Annotated in this window: 17 protein-coding genes; 12 read left to right on the top strand and 5 right to left on the bottom strand. The window is 59.0% G+C overall.

All coding sequences use genetic code 11. The features are described from left to right. Positions 1-174: 174 nt before the first annotated feature. Positions 175-1,209, bottom strand: a complete 1,035-nt coding sequence (locus QZ534_RS10390) for a type IV pilus twitching motility protein PilT (RefSeq protein WP_058091364.1) — start codon at positions 1,207-1,209, stop codon at positions 175-177. Between the two features lie 140 nt (positions 1,210-1,349). Here QZ534_RS10390 and QZ534_RS10385 point away from each other — a divergent pair, with 140 nt between their 5' ends. The 10 genes from QZ534_RS10385 (at position 1,350) to QZ534_RS10340 (ending at position 10,407) form a co-directional block, all read left to right on the top strand. Next, complete coding sequence (locus QZ534_RS10385) at positions 1,350-2,054, top strand: YggS family pyridoxal phosphate-dependent enzyme (protein ID WP_296934261.1); 705 nt, start codon at positions 1,350-1,352, stop codon at positions 2,052-2,054. A 61-nt stretch (positions 2,055-2,115) separates the two neighbouring features. Then, complete coding sequence (gene proC, locus QZ534_RS10380; RefSeq protein ID WP_296934259.1) at positions 2,116-2,949, top strand: pyrroline-5-carboxylate reductase; 834 nt, start codon at positions 2,116-2,118, stop codon at positions 2,947-2,949. Positions 2,950-2,971: 22 nt separating this feature from the next. After that, positions 2,972-3,556, top strand: coding sequence for a YggT family protein (locus tag QZ534_RS10375; RefSeq protein ID WP_296934257.1), 585 nt, complete (start codon positions 2,972-2,974; stop codon positions 3,554-3,556). Positions 3,557-3,800: 244 nt separating this feature from the next. Next, on the top strand, positions 3,801-5,765 hold the full coding sequence (locus tag QZ534_RS10370) for a dynamin family protein (protein ID WP_296934255.1): 1,965 nt from the start codon (positions 3,801-3,803) through the stop codon (positions 5,763-5,765). A 128-nt stretch (positions 5,766-5,893) separates the two neighbouring features. Further along, positions 5,894-7,042, top strand: a complete 1,149-nt coding sequence (locus QZ534_RS10365) for a homoserine O-acetyltransferase (protein WP_296934253.1) — start codon at positions 5,894-5,896, stop codon at positions 7,040-7,042. Next, positions 7,039-7,638 carry a methionine biosynthesis protein MetW gene (metW, locus tag QZ534_RS10360; protein ID WP_296934251.1) on the top strand — a complete coding sequence of 200 codons (600 nt, stop codon included), beginning with the start codon at positions 7,039-7,041 and terminating at the stop codon, positions 7,636-7,638. Before QZ534_RS10365 ends, metW begins: the two co-directional genes overlap by 4 nt. Positions 7,639-7,640: 2 nt before the next feature. Further along, on the top strand, positions 7,641-8,096 hold the full coding sequence (locus QZ534_RS10355) for a DUF4426 domain-containing protein (protein WP_296934249.1): 456 nt from the start codon (positions 7,641-7,643) through the stop codon (positions 8,094-8,096). 6 nt (positions 8,097-8,102) lie between these two features. Continuing rightward, positions 8,103-8,702 (top strand): RdgB/HAM1 family non-canonical purine NTP pyrophosphatase, encoded by a 600-nt coding sequence (gene rdgB / locus QZ534_RS10350; RefSeq protein WP_296934247.1) that lies wholly within the window; start codon positions 8,103-8,105, stop codon positions 8,700-8,702. Positions 8,703-8,707: 5 nt separating this feature from the next. Then, positions 8,708-9,874, top strand: a complete 1,167-nt coding sequence (gene hemW / locus QZ534_RS10345) for a radical SAM family heme chaperone HemW (protein ID WP_296934245.1) — start codon at positions 8,708-8,710, stop codon at positions 9,872-9,874. Next, positions 9,874-10,407 carry a hypothetical protein gene (locus tag QZ534_RS10340; protein ID WP_296934243.1) on the top strand — a complete coding sequence of 178 codons (534 nt, stop codon included), beginning with the start codon at positions 9,874-9,876 and terminating at the stop codon, positions 10,405-10,407. Before hemW ends, QZ534_RS10340 begins: the two co-directional genes overlap by 1 nt. A 16-nt stretch (positions 10,408-10,423) precedes the next feature. Here the strand turns inward: QZ534_RS10340 and trmB are convergent, their stop codons facing one another. From trmB to QZ534_RS10325, 3 genes are all read right to left on the bottom strand, one after another. Further along, on the bottom strand, positions 10,424-11,155 hold the full coding sequence (gene trmB, locus QZ534_RS10335) for a tRNA (guanosine(46)-N7)-methyltransferase TrmB (protein WP_296934241.1): 732 nt from the start codon (positions 11,153-11,155) through the stop codon (positions 10,424-10,426). A gap of 72 nt (positions 11,156-11,227) precedes the next feature. Then, positions 11,228-12,760, bottom strand: coding sequence for a YifB family Mg chelatase-like AAA ATPase (locus QZ534_RS10330; RefSeq protein WP_296934239.1), 1,533 nt, complete (start codon positions 12,758-12,760; stop codon positions 11,228-11,230). Between the two features lie 63 nt (positions 12,761-12,823). After that, positions 12,824-13,078, bottom strand: coding sequence for an accessory factor UbiK family protein (locus QZ534_RS10325; RefSeq protein ID WP_296934237.1), 255 nt, complete (start codon positions 13,076-13,078; stop codon positions 12,824-12,826). A gap of 380 nt (positions 13,079-13,458) precedes the next feature. Here QZ534_RS10325 and glnK point away from each other — a divergent pair, with 380 nt between their 5' ends. Both glnK and QZ534_RS10315 read left to right on the top strand, forming a co-directional pair. Further along, a complete protein-coding gene (glnK, locus tag QZ534_RS10320; RefSeq protein WP_004578958.1) occupies positions 13,459-13,797 on the top strand; it encodes a P-II family nitrogen regulator in 339 nt (112 codons plus the stop codon). 72 nt (positions 13,798-13,869) lie between these two features. Next, positions 13,870-15,153 carry an ammonium transporter gene (locus QZ534_RS10315; RefSeq protein WP_296934231.1) on the top strand — a complete coding sequence of 428 codons (1,284 nt, stop codon included), beginning with the start codon at positions 13,870-13,872 and terminating at the stop codon, positions 15,151-15,153. 66 nt (positions 15,154-15,219) lie between these two features. On the opposite strand, the gene speE is transcribed toward QZ534_RS10315, so the two are convergent. After that, positions 15,220-16,101, bottom strand: a complete 882-nt coding sequence (speE, locus tag QZ534_RS10310) for a polyamine aminopropyltransferase (RefSeq protein WP_296934229.1) — start codon at positions 16,099-16,101, stop codon at positions 15,220-15,222. Positions 16,102-16,229: the final 128 nt, after the last annotated feature.

Below are 16,229 nucleotides of genomic sequence, written 5' to 3'. Positions count from 1 at the left end.
GGTGCAGCTTCCCGGGACACGCTGTAAATACGTCCATGTACGCTTGACTGCAGCATCCATGCTGCAGACAGTCCCGGGAAGCTGCACCCGCCCCACCCTTCAAACTGTATTCGGGGAGTCTGATGAACTCCCCCTCCGCTCCTGGCACCAACGACACGGCCCGGAGCAACTAAATTAAAAGTTATCAGGCATCTTGGCCTTGGCCCGCGCTGCTTCGCGGGAAATCAGACCCTTCTGAAGCAGCCGCTCGAGGCACTGATCCAGAGTCTGCATGCCGAGGGAACCACCGGTCTGGATCGACGAATACATCTGCGCGATCTTGTCTTCCCGGATCAGGTTCCGGATCGCGGAGGTGCCGATCATGATTTCGTGCGCCGCGATCCGGCCACCGCCCATTTTCTTCATCAGGGTCTGGGAAATAACGGCCTGCAAGGACTCCGACAGCATCGAGCGAACCATGGACTTCTCTTCCGCCGGGAACACGTCGACCACCCGGTCAATAGTCTTGGCGGCGGAGGTGGTGTGCAGCGTGCCGAATACAAGGTGGCCGGTTTCCGCGGCTGTTAGCGCCAGCCGGATGGTTTCCAGATCCCGGAGCTCACCAACCAGGATGATGTCGGGGTCTTCCCGCAGGGCTGAACGCAGCGCTTCGTTGAAGCCCAGGGTATCCCTGTGAACTTCCCGCTGGTTGACCAGGCACTTCTTGGAGTCGTGTACAAATTCGATGGGGTCCTCAATGGTGAGGATGTGCTCGTAACGGGTGTCGTTGATGTAGTCCATCATCGCCGCGAGGGTGGTGGACTTACCGGAACCGGTGGGGCCGGTTACCAGCACCAGCCCACGCGGTACGGACGAGATATCCTTGAACACCTGGCCCATACCCAGGTCTTCCATGGTCAGGACCTTGGAAGGGATGGTCCGGAACACTGCACCGGCGCCACGGTTCTGGTTAAAGGCGTTAACACGGAAACGGGCAACACCGGGTACTTCAAAGGAGAAGTCGGTTTCCAGGAATTCCTCGTAGTCCTTGCGCTGCTTGTCGTTCATGATGTCGTAGATCAGCCCGTGGACTTCTTTATGCTCCATGGGCGGCAGGTTGATGCGGCGAACATCACCATCAACACGAATCATCGGGGGCAGGCCGGCAGAGAGGTGCAAGTCAGACGCACCCTGTTTCGCCGAAAAGGCAAGCAGTTCAGTAATATCCATAGGAATCCTCGGAAGGCTTTTTCTTTTATCCCGGTAGCTTCCGCCCGGCGAGGCCCCGGCGCGGTTCACTTGGCATTTCAGTGACCTGCGGGTAACGTGTCACCGTACAAGTGACAGACCGAGCGTGGCAATCTCACACTATGAGCAGCATAGCAGACAACATCGGGAGCGTAACCCGACGCATACAAAAAGCAACATTGCAGGCCGGGCGCGAGCCGGGGGCCGTGCATCTGCTCGCCGTGAGTAAAACCCGACCGCCGGAAGATCTGCGGGAAGCCTTTTCGGCCGGGCAGCGTGCCTTCGGTGAGAACTACCTTCAGGAAGCCCTGGAAAAGATCGAGGCGCTGTCTGATCTCGAAGACCTGGAGTGGCATTTCATCGGCCCGATCCAGTCCAACAAGACCCGGCAGATTGCCTCTGCCTTCGCCTGGGTGCACAGCGTGGACCGCCTCAAGATCGCCCGCCGTCTCAGCGAACAGCGGGCCCCCCAGTTGCCACCATTGAATATCTGCCTACAGGTCAATATTAATGAAGAAGACAGCAAATCCGGCTGCACTATTGAACAGCTGCCGGATCTGGTGGCGGAAATTGGCGAATTGCCAAACCTCAGTCTGAGAGGACTGATGGCAATTCCGGATCCGGATCAGCCCGAAGCAGGATTGAGAGCCAGTTTTAGAAAGCTGGCCAATACCCTCAAGCAACTGAAGGCAGATCATCCAGACGCGGGCCCGCTCGACACACTGTCCATGGGCATGTCCGGCGATCTGGAAGTCGCGATTGCGGAGGGCGCTACCTGGGTACGGGTGGGCACTGCACTTTTTGGCGAACGCCCAGTAAAGAGCTGAACCGACCGGTTCCTGCTATGATCAGGGCCGGACGTTTAAACGATCAACCGGGGAGTTAACCTTGAGCACATCACCAACCATTTCTTTTATTGGCGCCGGCAACATGGCCAGCGCCATCATTGGCGGTATGCTGGATAACGGCTATCAGGCCGGCAATATCTGGGTGAGCGCGCCGGATGACGCGCACCTGCAAACGATCCGCAAGCGCTTCGGCGTAAGCGTAACCACAGACAACCGCTACTGCGCCCAGCTGGCCGACATGGTAGTCCTGGCGGTGAAACCACAGGTAATGGCAGATGTCTGTCGAGACATCGCGCCAGTGGTTCAGAATACCCGCCCTCTCATGGTCTCCATTGCCGCCGGCCTGACAGCCGATACTCTGGATGGCTGGCTCGGAGGCGGCTTACCCATGGTTCGGGTGATGCCTAACACACCGTCCCTCGTCGGCAAGGGGGCCGCGGGCCTGTTCGCCAACAAGGAGGTGAAAGACAAGCAGAAGAAGATGGTGGAATCGGTGTTTGAAAGCATCGGCTCGGCCCTCTGGGTTGAGGACGAAAATCTGCTACATGCCGTTACCGCCCTCTCCGGCAGCGGCCCGGCCTATTTTTTCCTGATGCTCGAGGCGCTTGAAGAAGCTGCCACCGAAGCTGGCATTGCCGCCGGAACCGCAAGAGAGCTGGCCATCCAGACCATGGCAGGAGCCGCCGAGATGGCCGCCCGAAGCGAGCACGACCCGGGCCAGCTCAAGCGTAACGTGATGTCTCCTGGCGGAACCACCGAGCAGGCCATCAACACCTTTGAAGAGGGTGGCATGCGTGACCTGGTGGCCAAAGCCTACAAGGCGGCGTTCAAGCGCTCGGAAGAAATGGCCAAAGAACTGGCGGGCAAACAGTAACCGATAACGGAGACACGGCTTCATGCTGGCAGACATTCTGATTACCATCCTGCTGATCGCATCCACCTTCTACATGACCATTGTGCTGCTGCGGTTCCTGCTTCAACTGGCGCGGGCAGACTTCTATAACCCCATCTCCCAGTTCGTGGTCAAGGCTACCAACCCGCCGCTGCGTCCACTGCGTCGCTTCATCCCCGGCTGGGGCGGCGTTGATGGTGCCTCATTGGTTCTCGCGGTCATCATTCAGGGCATCACTTTCTTCCTGATACTGGTTGCCCTGAACGGCGGCATCCCCGCCGTTAATCCGGTTACCCTGCTGGTATGGGCCGTCCTGAACGTCCTGGACCTGATCGTAAAAATCTACTTCTGGTCTGTTATCGCCGTGGTAATCGTCAGCTGGATCGCGCCCGGCAGCGGCCACCCCGCGATTCAGCTGGTTGCCCAGATCACAGAGCCGGTGATGCGCCCGGTGCGAAACATCATGCCTTCCATGGGCGGACTGGACCTGTCACCCATCATTGTGTTCCTGATCCTGAACGTAATTTCGGTGGTGATAGAGCACATGAAAATGGCCGCCGGCCTCGGCTCCATCGGTCTGGGTATGTAAACCCCGTCTCAAATATACACTTTGTAACACTTAGCCACGAAATCCATAATTCCGGGGCTGCAAACTCAACCTTATGTTTTTGCGGCCCTTTTTTGTTATATTCATTAGGCCTCAACCAATCCCTCCAGCTACTGCCCACCGCAAACATAGATAGAACAGGATAGTATTAACGGTAATTAATCCGTCACCCGTGAGCACTCCGTTTTGCCCGGGATACCCGGAAGTCGCGCAGAAGGAAAATCCGATGAACCAACAGGGAACTCTGTCGCAGCAGGTAGAGGCTTATCACAACTGGAAAAAGGAGCTGATCCGGCAGATCGGCCGTTACCGGCTGTGGCTGCAGGATAACAATCTGTTTTCCGACGATGTCAGCACCCGCATCCGCCATGGCCTGGAGCTGCTGATCGAGGATGAGCTCACCATTGCGTTTGTCGGGGAGTACTCCCGCGGGAAAACCGAGCTGATCAACGCCCTGTTCTTCTCCGAATACGGCCAGCGCATGCTGCCCTCGCAGGCAGGGCGCACTACCATGTGCCCCACCGAGCTGTTCTTCGATCGCAGTGCCAACGAGAATTACCTCCTTCTGCTGCCCATTGAAACCCGGAACGGCGACCTGTCCCTGCAGCAGCTACGCAAGCAGCCGGAACGTTGGGTCAAACATGAACTCGATGAGCGCGATCCCGAAATCATGCGCGAGGTGCTGGCCGAGGTTGCCCGGGTGAAAAGCGTACCGCCGGAGGAGGCGCGGAAGCTCGGCTTCGACGAGGATATGCTGGAGCATGACCGCAATAATCCTGGCAACGTTCTGGTGCCCGCCTGGCGCAACGCGCAAATCAGCATCCGCCACCCTCTGTTCGAGCGCGGGCTGCGCATTCTCGACACTCCGGGCCTTAATGCTCTGGGCTCAGAGCCGGAACTGACCATCAGCATGCTGCCCCGCGCCCATGCCGTCATCTTTGTGCTCAGTGCCGACACCGGTGTGACCGCCAGCGATATGACCATCTGGAAGGAACACATCGACACCCAGCACGCGGATCACCGCGCCGGTCGTTTTGCCGTTCTGAACAAGATCGATGTGCTCTGGGATGACCTTCAGGGTGAACGCCACACCAAAGAGGCCATTGAACGCGTGCGCGGCTACACCGCCGATCACCTGGGGATGCGCCAACATGATGTGATCCCGGTTTCCGCCAAACAGGGGCTGGTTGCCAGGGTCAGGAAAGACAGCGACCTGTTTGAACGCTCCAATGTCGGCCAACTCGAGCAGTTGATTATCCAGCGCATCCTGATGCACAAGGAACAGCTGATAACCCAGAGCCTGATCAATGACCTTCTGGGCATGCTCCAGAACAGCCAGGCGGCGATGCAATACCGCCTGGAATCCCTGGAAGAAGAACTCCAGGCCTGCGGCGGTGTCACCATGGACAAGGCGGCTTTGAGCCGTTTGGCCGAGCGAGCCCAGAAAGACTACGACTTCTATTACAAGAAGCTGATCACGCTGCGCTCGAGCCGGCGCCTGATGGACTCCCAGGGTGACCTGCTGAAAAAACTGGTAAGTGAGGATCGGTTCGAAGCCCACGCAGAGCGTATCCGTACCAGTATGTCGAAGAGCTGGACTACCGCCGGCATGAACCGCGCCATGGACCAGTTCTTCGAATTGCTTGAAAGCGACCTGACCAATCTGTTGAGCGAAGGGCACCTGGCCGAGAAGATGGTCGGCGCCATTTACCGCCGCTATAACGAAGACAACAGGGCCCGTCATCTTGAGCCCATCCCGCTCCGGGCCGGGCGTCACGTAATCGCCATCCGGGAGTTGCGCAAGAAGGCCCGACGCTTCCGTATCAGCCCGAAAAATCTGCTGACGGAGCAATCGGTTCTCGTTCGCCGTTTTTTCAACGTCATGGTGGGCGAAGCCCGCACCCTGCACGCTCGCGTGCGCCATGACGTTGAACGCTGGCCGTCCGAGGCCTTGTTGCCGATCATGCAGTACTCCATGGAACAGAAACAGCTGCTGGAGCACCAGATCCGGCGCCTTCGCGACATGGTTCGTAACGACCGGGACAGCCGGACCGAGCGCCAGCGCCTCACCAACACCATTGCTGATCTGCGCAAACAGCTGGAATTGGCCGATGCCATGCAACGCCAGATCCGCAAACCGGCCCCCACCCTGATCCAGCAAAAAGTGGTGAACATCTCCGGGGCCGTCTGAGGTCCCGTCAGAGCAACTATTCAGGCGGTTGCAGCCATCCCGCCCCGGCTTTAAACTGCTGGGCTGGCGATGGCGTTGTCATTGCTTTTCCAGACACTTAAGGACCGAACCAGGAACCACTCGCGCCGATGCCTGATACCCTGCCTGCGGATTCTGTCGGGATTGTCACCCCGCAGACCTATCATTTCGACGCTCCGATCGATCTGGCCTGCGGCCAGACCCTGGAAAACTATGACCTGGTGGTGGAAACCTACGGCATCCTGAATGCCGATGCCAGCAACGCGGTCCTTATCTGCCACGCCCTGAGTGGGCACCACCATGCAGCCGGCTATCACTCGGCCGAAGACCGCAAGCCTGGCTGGTGGGACAGCTGTATCGGCCCCGGCAAACCCATCGATACCGACCGTTTTTTTGTTGTCAGCCTGAACAACCTGGGGGGCTGTCACGGAAGCACAGGGCCGAACAGCATCAATCCAGAAACCGGAAAACCCTTCGGCCCGGAGTTTCCGGTGATTACCGTGGGCGACTGGGTCAAGAGTCAGGCACTGCTGGCGGACCGGCTCGGCATCCAGTGCTGGGCGGCCGTCGTTGGCGGTTCCCTCGGCGGCATGCAGGCTTTGCAGTGGAGCCTGGACTACCCGGATCGCCTGCGGCATGCCGTGGTCATTGCCTCCACACCCCGGCTGACCGCCCAGAATATAGCCTTCAATGAAGTGGCCCGGCAGGCCATCACTTCCGACCGGGAATTTCACGAAGGACGCTATTACGACTTTGATACCGTTCCGCGGCGCGGCCTGATGCTGGCAAGGATGGTGGGACACATCACCTATCTGTCCGATGCCTCCATGGGTGAAAAATTCGGCCGCGAACTTCGCGATCAGGCCTACAAGTTTGGTTACGATGCGGAATTCCAGGTTGAGAGCTACCTTCGCTATCAGGGCGAGCGATTTTCTGAGTCTTTCGACGCCAATACCTATCTGCTGATGACCCGGGCGCTGGACTACTTTGACCCGGCCTACGAGTTCGGCGGTGATCTTTCGAAAGCGCTGGCAGCGGCCAGTTGCGAATACCTGGTGTTGTCGTTCAGCACCGACTGGCGCTTCACGCCCGCCCGTTCCGAGGAAATGGTGAACGCCATGATTGCTGCCCGCCGGAAGGTCAGCTACGCCGAGGTGGATGCGCCCTGGGGTCACGACGCGTTTCTGATTCCGACCCCCAGATACACCGACATTTTCAACGCTTACATGGACCGGGTAGCACGGGAGGTCGGAGCATGAGACCAGACCTCGAAATCATCCAGCAGTGGGTTCAGCCCGGCCACCATGTTCTGGACCTGGGCTGCGGCGACGGCACCCTCCTCGACTTTCTCCAGAGAGAACGGGGCGCCAGCGGCTTTGGCCTGGAAATCAACCCGGAGCACATCACTACCTGCATGGGCAGGGGGGTGGCGGTAATCGAACAGAACCTGGACACCCAGGGATTGGGCAATTTCGATGACGGCAGCTTCGATATCGTCCTGATGACCCAGGCGCTTCAGGCGGTCCGGCGCCCGGACAAGGTGCTGGATGAGATGCTCCGGGTTGGCAGCGAAGGCATTGTGACCTTCCCGAACTTTGCTCACTGGCGACTCCGCTGGGGGTTGACGTTGAGCGGACGTATGCCCGAATCCGAGGCACTGCCGTATAAATGGTATAACACGCCCAACATCAGGCTGTGCACCTTCAAGGACTTTGAGGCTCTGTGCCGGCAAAAGGGCATCCGGATCAAAAGCCGTCGGGTGGTGGACGGCCAGCACCAGAACAGTTGGCTGGCGCGCCTGTGGCCGAATCTGTTGGGTGAGATTGCCATTTACCGAATCACACGGGAGACATAGTGATGATTGCGAAAACCTTCTCCACATTCCGCAACCTGCTGGTAATTGCTCTGATTGGCCTGTTCAGCCTGCAGGCACAGGCCGGTTCGAAAGATTTCGGGGAGTACACGGTGCTCTGGAGTGTTCTACCCAGCACGTTCCTCGCTCCTGAAGTCGCCAAGGCGAACAATCTCCAACGCAGCAAGGGCATCGGAATCGTCAATATTTCCATCATGGAGGAAAACGAGGACGGCTCCATGTCTCCGGTGAGTGGCCAGGTGGAAGGCAAAGTCACCAACGATGTCCAGCAAGTACGTTTTCTGGCGTTCCGCCGCATCCAGGAGGGCGATTCCGTGTACTTTATCGCCGAGTACCAGTATTCCTCCGGGGAGTTGATGACCTTTAATGTTACCGCCCGTCCGACCGGACATCAGCAGGACCTGGCGGTGCGGTTTGCCCATACACTGTTCAGCGATTAGGCCGGTATGACCAACAGACTTGTGATTGCCAGCAATAACAAAGGGAAAATTGCCGAACTGACTGAGTTGCTCTCCCCCCTGGGCATGGAGCCGGTTGCCCAGGGCGATCTCGGCGTTGGTGAAGCCGAGGAGCCGGCGATTACCTTTGTTGAAAACGCGATCCTCAAGGCCCGCCATGCCGCCCGGGAAACCGGGCTTCCCGCCCTGGCGGACGACAGCGGGCTGGCGGTGGATGCGCTCGGAGGCCGGCCCGGCGTCCGCTCCGCCCGATTTGCCGGCGAGGAGGCGAACGACCAGGACAATGTAAATGCCCTCCTTGAGGCCATGGCGAACGTTCCGGACGGGCAACGGGATGCTCAGTTTCATTGTGTGCTGGTGTACCTGCGTCACGCCGACGACCCGACACCCATCGTTTGCCATGGCCGTTGGCCGGGATCGATCCTCAGATCACCGCGCGGCGATGGCGGCTTTGGCTATGACCCGGTATTCCTGGTTCCAGAGCATGAGTGCAGCGCGGCCGAACTGTCCCGCCCCGAGAAAAGCCGCATCAGCCACCGCGGACGGGCCCTGAAAATCCTTATGGAACAGCTCAAGGCCGAGGCCTGACCCCGTTGAACGACGTGCAGACCGGGAAAAGTCAACAGCCAGCGGCGGTTCGGCCGCCGCTGAGCCTGTATATTCACGTGCCGTGGTGTGTGCGAAAGTGCCCCTACTGTGACTTCAACTCCCACGCTTTTACCGGGACCCTACCCGAGTCCGTCTACCTGAAGGCCCTGCTCGAAGATCTCGATCAGGACCTGGGGTTCGCCACCGACCGACCGATAGAAACCGTGTTCATCGGGGGTGGCACCCCATCCCTGATGAGCGGCGAATTCTACGACCGCCTGTTCCGGGAACTGCGGGCAAGGCTCACCTTTGCGCCGGATGCCGAAATCACCCTGGAAGCCAACCCGGGAACACTGGAAGCCGGCCGTTTCGAACTCTTCCGGAAGGCGGGCATCAACCGCCTGTCCATCGGAGTCCAGAGTTTCAATCCCGAACACCTCGAAGCCCTGGGGCGCATTCATGACACCGGTGCCGCCCACAGGGCCATCCAGACCGCTCGCCAGGCCGGCTTCGACAATTTCAATATCGACCTGATGCACGGCCTGCCCGGCCAGACCCCGGAGCAGGCCCTCAATGACATCGAGACCGCCCTGGTCTACGAACCACCGCACCTGTCCTGGTATCAGCTCACGCTGGAGCCAAACACCGAGTTCTACAGTCGGCCTCCAGATCTGCCAGACGACGATCATCTCTGGGACATCTACCGCCGAGGGTCTGACCTGCTGCACCTGCGGGGCTACCAGGATTACGAAGTTTCGGCCTGGAGCCTTTGCGGAAAGGCATCCCGCCATAACCTGAACTACTGGACGTTTGGCGACTATCTGGCCCTGGGGGCCGGCGCCCACGGCAAAATCAGCCTGGCCGATGGCAGTATCCGTCGATACTGGAAGACCCGCCAACCTGAAGCCTACCTGAACCGGATCGGCAGCCGCACTGCCGGCACCGATGTCATCGCGACGGAAGATCTGCCCCTGGAATTCATGATGAATGCCCTGAGGCTGAAAGAAGGAGTGGATGAAAGCCTTTTTTCCAGGCGAACGGGTTTACCCCTGACCATAGTTGGAGTAAAACTTGAACAACTACGAAATGAAAAGCTGCTGGTAAGCGACCGGCTCCAGGCAACCAACCTGGGCCAGCGATACCTCAACAGCCTGTTGGAGCGTTTTCTGTAATGGACTCTGCACCCGGAGTGGCTGCCTTTCCGAGAAGCCTGAAAGCAAGCCTGGTGGTGGCTGCCGTGCTGCTGTTCGCTTTGCTTATGGTCAACCAGCCACTGCAAACCGCTTCCGCCCCCCAAGGTATTGTCAGCTACCAACTGGCCGGTACCGCCGATCAGGCACACGCCATTTTTCGCAGCTGGGGAAGCGACGGGGTTGCCTGGGCAAAGGTTTCACTCTGGCTGGACTTCCTGTTTATTCCCGCCTACATGCTGGCCCTGATACATCTCACAAGGCATTTCACCCGTGATAGACCCGGTATTCGTGAGCGGGTCGGGGCCCGATGGGTACGAGCCCTTTTCGCAACCGCCGGCCTCAGTGATGGCGCCGAGAACATCCTGTTGCTGAACAATTTCAATCCACCCACCGACGAAATGAGCCTCTCCGCCACCCTGTGCGCGCTCATCAAGTTCACGGCGCTCACCCTCGGCATCGCCGGACTGGTGATTATCCGGGCGTCCAGGCGCCATCCCCTGGCGAATCACTGACGCGATTCAAAGGCTGTCAGTTGGTGCGGTAAAACAACAGATCCCAGACACCATGCCCCAGGGTCTCGCCACGCTTTTCAAACTTGGTGATCGGACGGTCGTCAGGGCGCGGTGAGTACCCCCCGGACTCCTGAGTGTTGGCAAAGCCCTCGGACTCGCTCATCACCTCGAGCATGTGCTCGGCGTAATTCTCCCAGTCGGTCGCCAGGTGCAGGATGCCACCCACCCTCAGCTTGTGACGGACCCGCTGGACGAACTCATGCTGGATCAGTCGACGCTTGTGGTGCTTTTTCTTGTGCCAGGGGTCCGGGAAGAACACCATCACCCGGTCCAGGCAGGCATCCGGCAAGCAAAGATCAATCACATCGTTGGCATCGATACTGTAAATCCGGACGTTTTCCAGGCCACGATCCTCTATCTCCTTGAGAAGCGCACCAACACCGGGCTGATGGACTTCAACGCCGATAAAATCCTGCTCGGGAGCCGCTTCAGCCATCTCGGCAAGGGATCGGCCCATTCCGAAACCGATTTCCAGGTTAAGCATGTTGTCCCGGCCAAAGACCTCCCGCGGATCGATCATGCCGTCTTCGCGGCTCAAGCCATACTTCGGCCAACTGCGTTCGAATGCCTTTTTCTGGCCTTCCGTCATCCGGCCCTGGCGCAAAACAAAACTACGCACACCGCGGCGGGTGGTGACCGGCGAATCAGCGGCCTCTTTGGAATCTTGCGGTTCTTTCTGGTCTGTCATCTGCAATCCTTAACCGCAGGCAGCGGGTCATGGTTAACGGAATTTGGCACTAGTTTACCAGAGTGTCCCGGCTCAGGCGGAAACCACCGAGTTACGACCCTGTTGCCGATCCAGTTGCCGGTAGCCCAGCGCCTCGACCAGGTGGTTCTGCCCTGGCTCCCTACAACCTTCCAGATCCGCCAGCGTCCGGGCCACCCGAAGAATTCTGTGTAACGCCCGGGCGGAGAGCCCCAGCTTCTCCATGGCACCGGTGAGGAGCTCCTCACCCTGCCGGTCCAGTCGGCATGCAGCCTGCAGCTCGCGCCCTGACAGGGCGGCATTCAGGCAACCTCGCTCTGTCTGACGGGCTCTGGCCGCCAGAACGCGCTCCCGGATCGCGGCGCTGGTCTCGCCGTCCCCGCCCTGGCGCATCAGTATGTCGCCACCCTGCACCGGCACCTCCACGTGCAGATCAAACCTGTCCAGGAGCGGGCCGGAAATTTTCGATCGGTAACGCGCAACCTGTTGCGGCGTACACTGACACTCGATGGTGGGATGACCACTATAGCCACAGGGGCACGGGTTCATTGCCCCCACCACCTGAAATCGGGCTGGGAAATTCACCTGCCGCGCCGCACGGCTGATCGAGATCTCACCGGTTTCCATTGGCTCCCGCAACACTTCGAGAACCCGACGTTCGAACTCTGGCAATTCGTCAAGAAAAAGTACGCCCCGATGAGCCAGGGAGATTTCCCCGGGCCGCGGGCTGCTTCCGCCACCCACCAGGGCAACTGCCGATGCGGTATGGTGAGGCGATCGGAAAGGTGGCTGCCGCCAGCCCCCGGAACGGACGGGAAGCCCGTATACCGAATGGACGCTGGCAACTTCCATGGCAGCAGCATCATCCAGCCCGGGAAGAATGCCCGGAAGCCGACTGGCGAGCATGCTCTTGCCGGTTCCGGGCGGACCGAAAAACAGCAGGTTGTGACCACCGGCCGCAGCCACCTCCAATGCCCGCCGGGGAACTCGCTGACCGCGAACGTCCGAAAGATCCGGCACCTCGCCCTCGTTAACCGGCGGCTGCTCCAGGGAAGACCTGGGCACTGGCACCAGACGGGCGCGCCCACTCAAATGCTCACACACCGCCAGCAGGTGACCGGCAGCCAGCACGTCACCCTGGCTGGCCAGGGCCGCTTCCTCGGCATTGCCGTGGGGAACCAGCAGGCTCCGCTGATCCTTCCGGGCAGCCAGTACAGCCGGCAATACACCTCTGAGCGGCCGCAATGCACCATCAAGGGACAATTCGCCGAGAAATTCGCAATCAGAAAGACTGTCCGCCGGGATCTGGCCAGAGGCGGCCAGAATGCCCAGGGCAATGGGCAAATCAAACCGGCCACCCTCCTTGGGCAGATCAGCGGGCGCGAGATTAATCGTTATCCTGCGGGCAGGAAACTCGAAACCGGCGTTCAGCAGCGCGCTTCGAACGCGCTCCTTGCTCTCTCTTACACCGGTTTCAGGCAGTCCCACGATGGAGAGCGCAGGCAGGCCGCCTGAGAGATGGACTTCAACGGTAACGGCGGGGGCTGACACGCCAATGGAGGCGCGGGAGTGAACAATAGCAAGCATGACGACCATCCATGGTAGTAGGGGGATACGCTTGCCCGGCATCCTGCCGGGCGTCTCCGGGATTTATTGTTTCTGAAGGGAATTTTCCAGTTCGGCCACCCGCTTCTCGAGTTCGTCCACCTTTTCACGGGTCTTCAGCAAGACCGCCTGCTGAGCGTCGAATTCTTCCCGGGTAACCAGTTCCAGACGGGATAGAACAGCCATCACAGTGGCCCGGGCCTGGGTTTCGAAATCTTCCCGGGCAGCACGGGCCATATCGGGGACGAACTGGCCAAACTGACCCTGCAACTGGGCAAAAATATCCTGTGGACCTTTCACACATCACCTCACAAATTGCTGGAACATCCGGCTTCGACTAAAAGACAGGGCCTGTTGCCGGTTTGCGGGAGTGTATCACACCGCAGCCCCTGCCATACTGTAGGTGGTCAACCCTATAATGGGGATGTGACGGCCAGGAGGCCGCTCCAATTTGGCTCACTGGCTGGCTGCCCGCTTCAATTTGGTGCACAAGTTTGCGCCATTCTGGTACGCGGATATCGTAGCCTATTGTTTTTAAATTATTTTTTTGCGTTGGCATACCCGATGCTAAAGCTCTCGTACGCAATCCGCACAATTGGTGTGCGAGGTGGCAGCATCCCGAACTCAACAATCGGCCGACGGGCCCTCACTGTTGGGACGGCTTTACCAAGGAGAAAGCAATGAAACTTGTGACAGCGATCATCAAGCCTTTCAAGTTGGATGATGTCCGTGAGGCACTATCCGAGATTGGCGTGCAAGGCGTAACCGTCACTGAAGTCAAAGGCTTCGGTCGGCAGAAAGGCCACACAGAACTCTATCGTGGCGCAGAATACGTGGTGGATTTCCTGCCCAAGGTGAAGGTTGAGGTTGCCATTGGCGACAACCTGCTGGACCAGGTTATCGAGTCCATCACCAAGGCAGCCAACACCGGCAAGATTGGTGACGGCAAAATCTTCGTGACTGAACTGGAACAGGCCATCCGGATCCGGACTGGCGAAACCGGCGAAGAAGCGGTCTGAACCAGCTCTGATATTTCGAACAGCCAACGCAAAAAATTTATAACCTGAAAAGCCTCGTGCGGAGGGCTTCATATGGAAAGCAATCTAAATCACATTTTTGAACTCCAGTATGCGCTGGATACCTTCTACTTCCTGATCTGCGGTGCCCTGGTCATGTGGATGGCCGCTGGCTTCGCCATGCTCGAAGCCGGTCTGGTGCGTGCCAAGAACACCACCGAGATCCTCACCAAGAACGTTGCCCTGTTTGCAGTTGCCTGCACCATGTACCTGATCGTTGGTTACGACATCATGTACGACGGCGGTATCTTCCTGAGTGGCGTAACCACGGTCGCGGAAATGGACGATGCAGCCATTGCCGGCGTCATCGCTGCCTCCACCGAGGCCGGCTTCGCCGAAATGGGCGAGTACAGCGGTGCGTCTGACTTCTTCTTCCAGGTCGTCTTCGTTGCAACCGCGATGTCCATTGTGTCCGGTGCCGTGGCCGAGCGTATGAAGCTCTGGGCCTTCCTGGCCTTTGCTGTTGTCATGTGTGGCTTCATCTACCCGATGCAGGGTTCCTGGACCTGGAACGGCGACGCGGTCTTCGGCATGTACGAGCTGAGCTACAGCGACTACGCCGGTTCCGGTATTGTTCACATGGCCGGCGCGGCCGCTGCCCTGGCCGGCGTACTGCTGCTGGGCGCTCGTAAGGGGAAGTACGGTGCCAAAGGCGAGATCCGTGCCTTCCCGGGCGCCAACCTGCCCCTGGCCACTCTGGGTACCTTCATCCTGTGGATGGGCTGGTTCGGCTTCAACGGCGGTTCAACCCTGAAGCTCGGCGGCATCGGTGTTGCGAACGAAGTGGCTAACGTGTTCCTGAACACAAACGCCGCAGCGGCTGGCGGTCTGATCGCGGCCCTGATCGTCGCCCGCCTGATGTTCGGCAAGGCCGACCTGACCATGGCCCTGAACGGTGCTCTGGCTGGCCTGGTTGCCATCACCGCCGAGCCGGCGGATCCGTCTCCCCTGCTCGCAACCATCATCGGCGCCATCGGTGGCACCCTGGTTGTGTTCTCCATCGTGACCATGGACAAGCTGCGCATTGACGATCCGGTCGGTGCCATCTCTGTACACGGTGTCGTGGGTATCTGGGGTATCTTCGCGGTTCTCCTGTCCGACGCAGACGCCACCTTCATGGGACAGCTGGTTGGTATGCTCACCATCTTCGTCTGGGTATTCGTTACCAGCCTGATCGTCTGGAACATCTTGAAGGCCGTCATGGGCATCAGGGTTTCCGAAGAAGACGAGTACGAAGGTGTGGATCTGTCCGAGTGCGGTATGGAAGCCTATCCGGAGTTCGTCAGCGGCAAGCAGTAATCGCTGACAAGAGTAACGCTAAAGGGGCGCCATCTGGCGCCCTTTTTTTGTCTGCCGATTGTATACCTAACCTTCTTCCGGGCGGACCTCGTCTTCCAGTGCATCCACCATGAACTGGGGCATCGCCAACGCGCCCCGATGCACTCCGGCATTGTAGTAACGAGTCACGAACGGCCGGTTATTGGCGTCTTCCTCGCGGAAATAGCGCACCGGATTTTCCTTGCTGGCCATGGTGCAACTCCACCAGCCAGTGGGGTAGACCGGTTGCGGGAACGGCAGGGTCTGTACGTGCTCGAATCCGGCCTTGCGCATGTCCTCGTGAATGCCCTTGATGATGCTGTCGGTGTGCAGCAGCGGTGATTCGCTCTGCTGGACAATAATGCCCCCCTCACGCAGCGCCAGCATGGCATCCCGATAGAAATCCAGGGCAAACAGCCCCTCGGCCGGGCCGACAGGATCGGTGCTGTCGATAATTATGAGGTCGACACTGTTCGGCTCAATGTCCCGCATCCACTGGATGCCATCCCCGAAGAAGAAGTTGGCACGCGGGTCGCTGTTCGCTTCGCACAGCTCCGGAAAGTACTTTTCCGACATGCGGGTTACCCGCTCGTCGATTTCCACCTGCCAGGCTTCCTCAACGCCCGGGTGTTTGAGCACTTCTTTCAGGGTGCCACAGTCACCGCCACCGACAATCACCACTTTTCTGGGGTCCCGATGGGTGAACAGGGCCGGGTGTGTCATCATCTCGTGGTAAAGGAAGTTATCGCGGGTGGTCAGCATCACGCAGCCATCCAGAACCATCAAGTTGCCAAAGGTCTCGGTCTCGTAGATTTCCAGTTTCTGGAACGGTGTCTGCTCCTCGTGGAGCTTTTTCTTCACCTGCAGGGAGAACGCGGTCCCCTGGTCCTGGAATACCTCGGTAAACCAGCCTTCACTGAGTGCTGTCATGTCTTGCCTCCCGCTGTGGGCCATGGGCTGAATTGAAAGGGCGTATTGTAGGGGCGCCCCCTCGTGAGCTAAAGCGATAAACGCGGTGAACGGCCAAGTATTTTCCGCACCGGGTGCTTTTAGCCCGG

This window comes from uncultured Marinobacter sp., assembly GCF_913055835.1.
GTDB lineage: Bacteria > Pseudomonadota > Gammaproteobacteria > Pseudomonadales > Oleiphilaceae > Marinobacter.
This window is presented reverse-complemented; position numbering and strand designations above follow the sequence as displayed.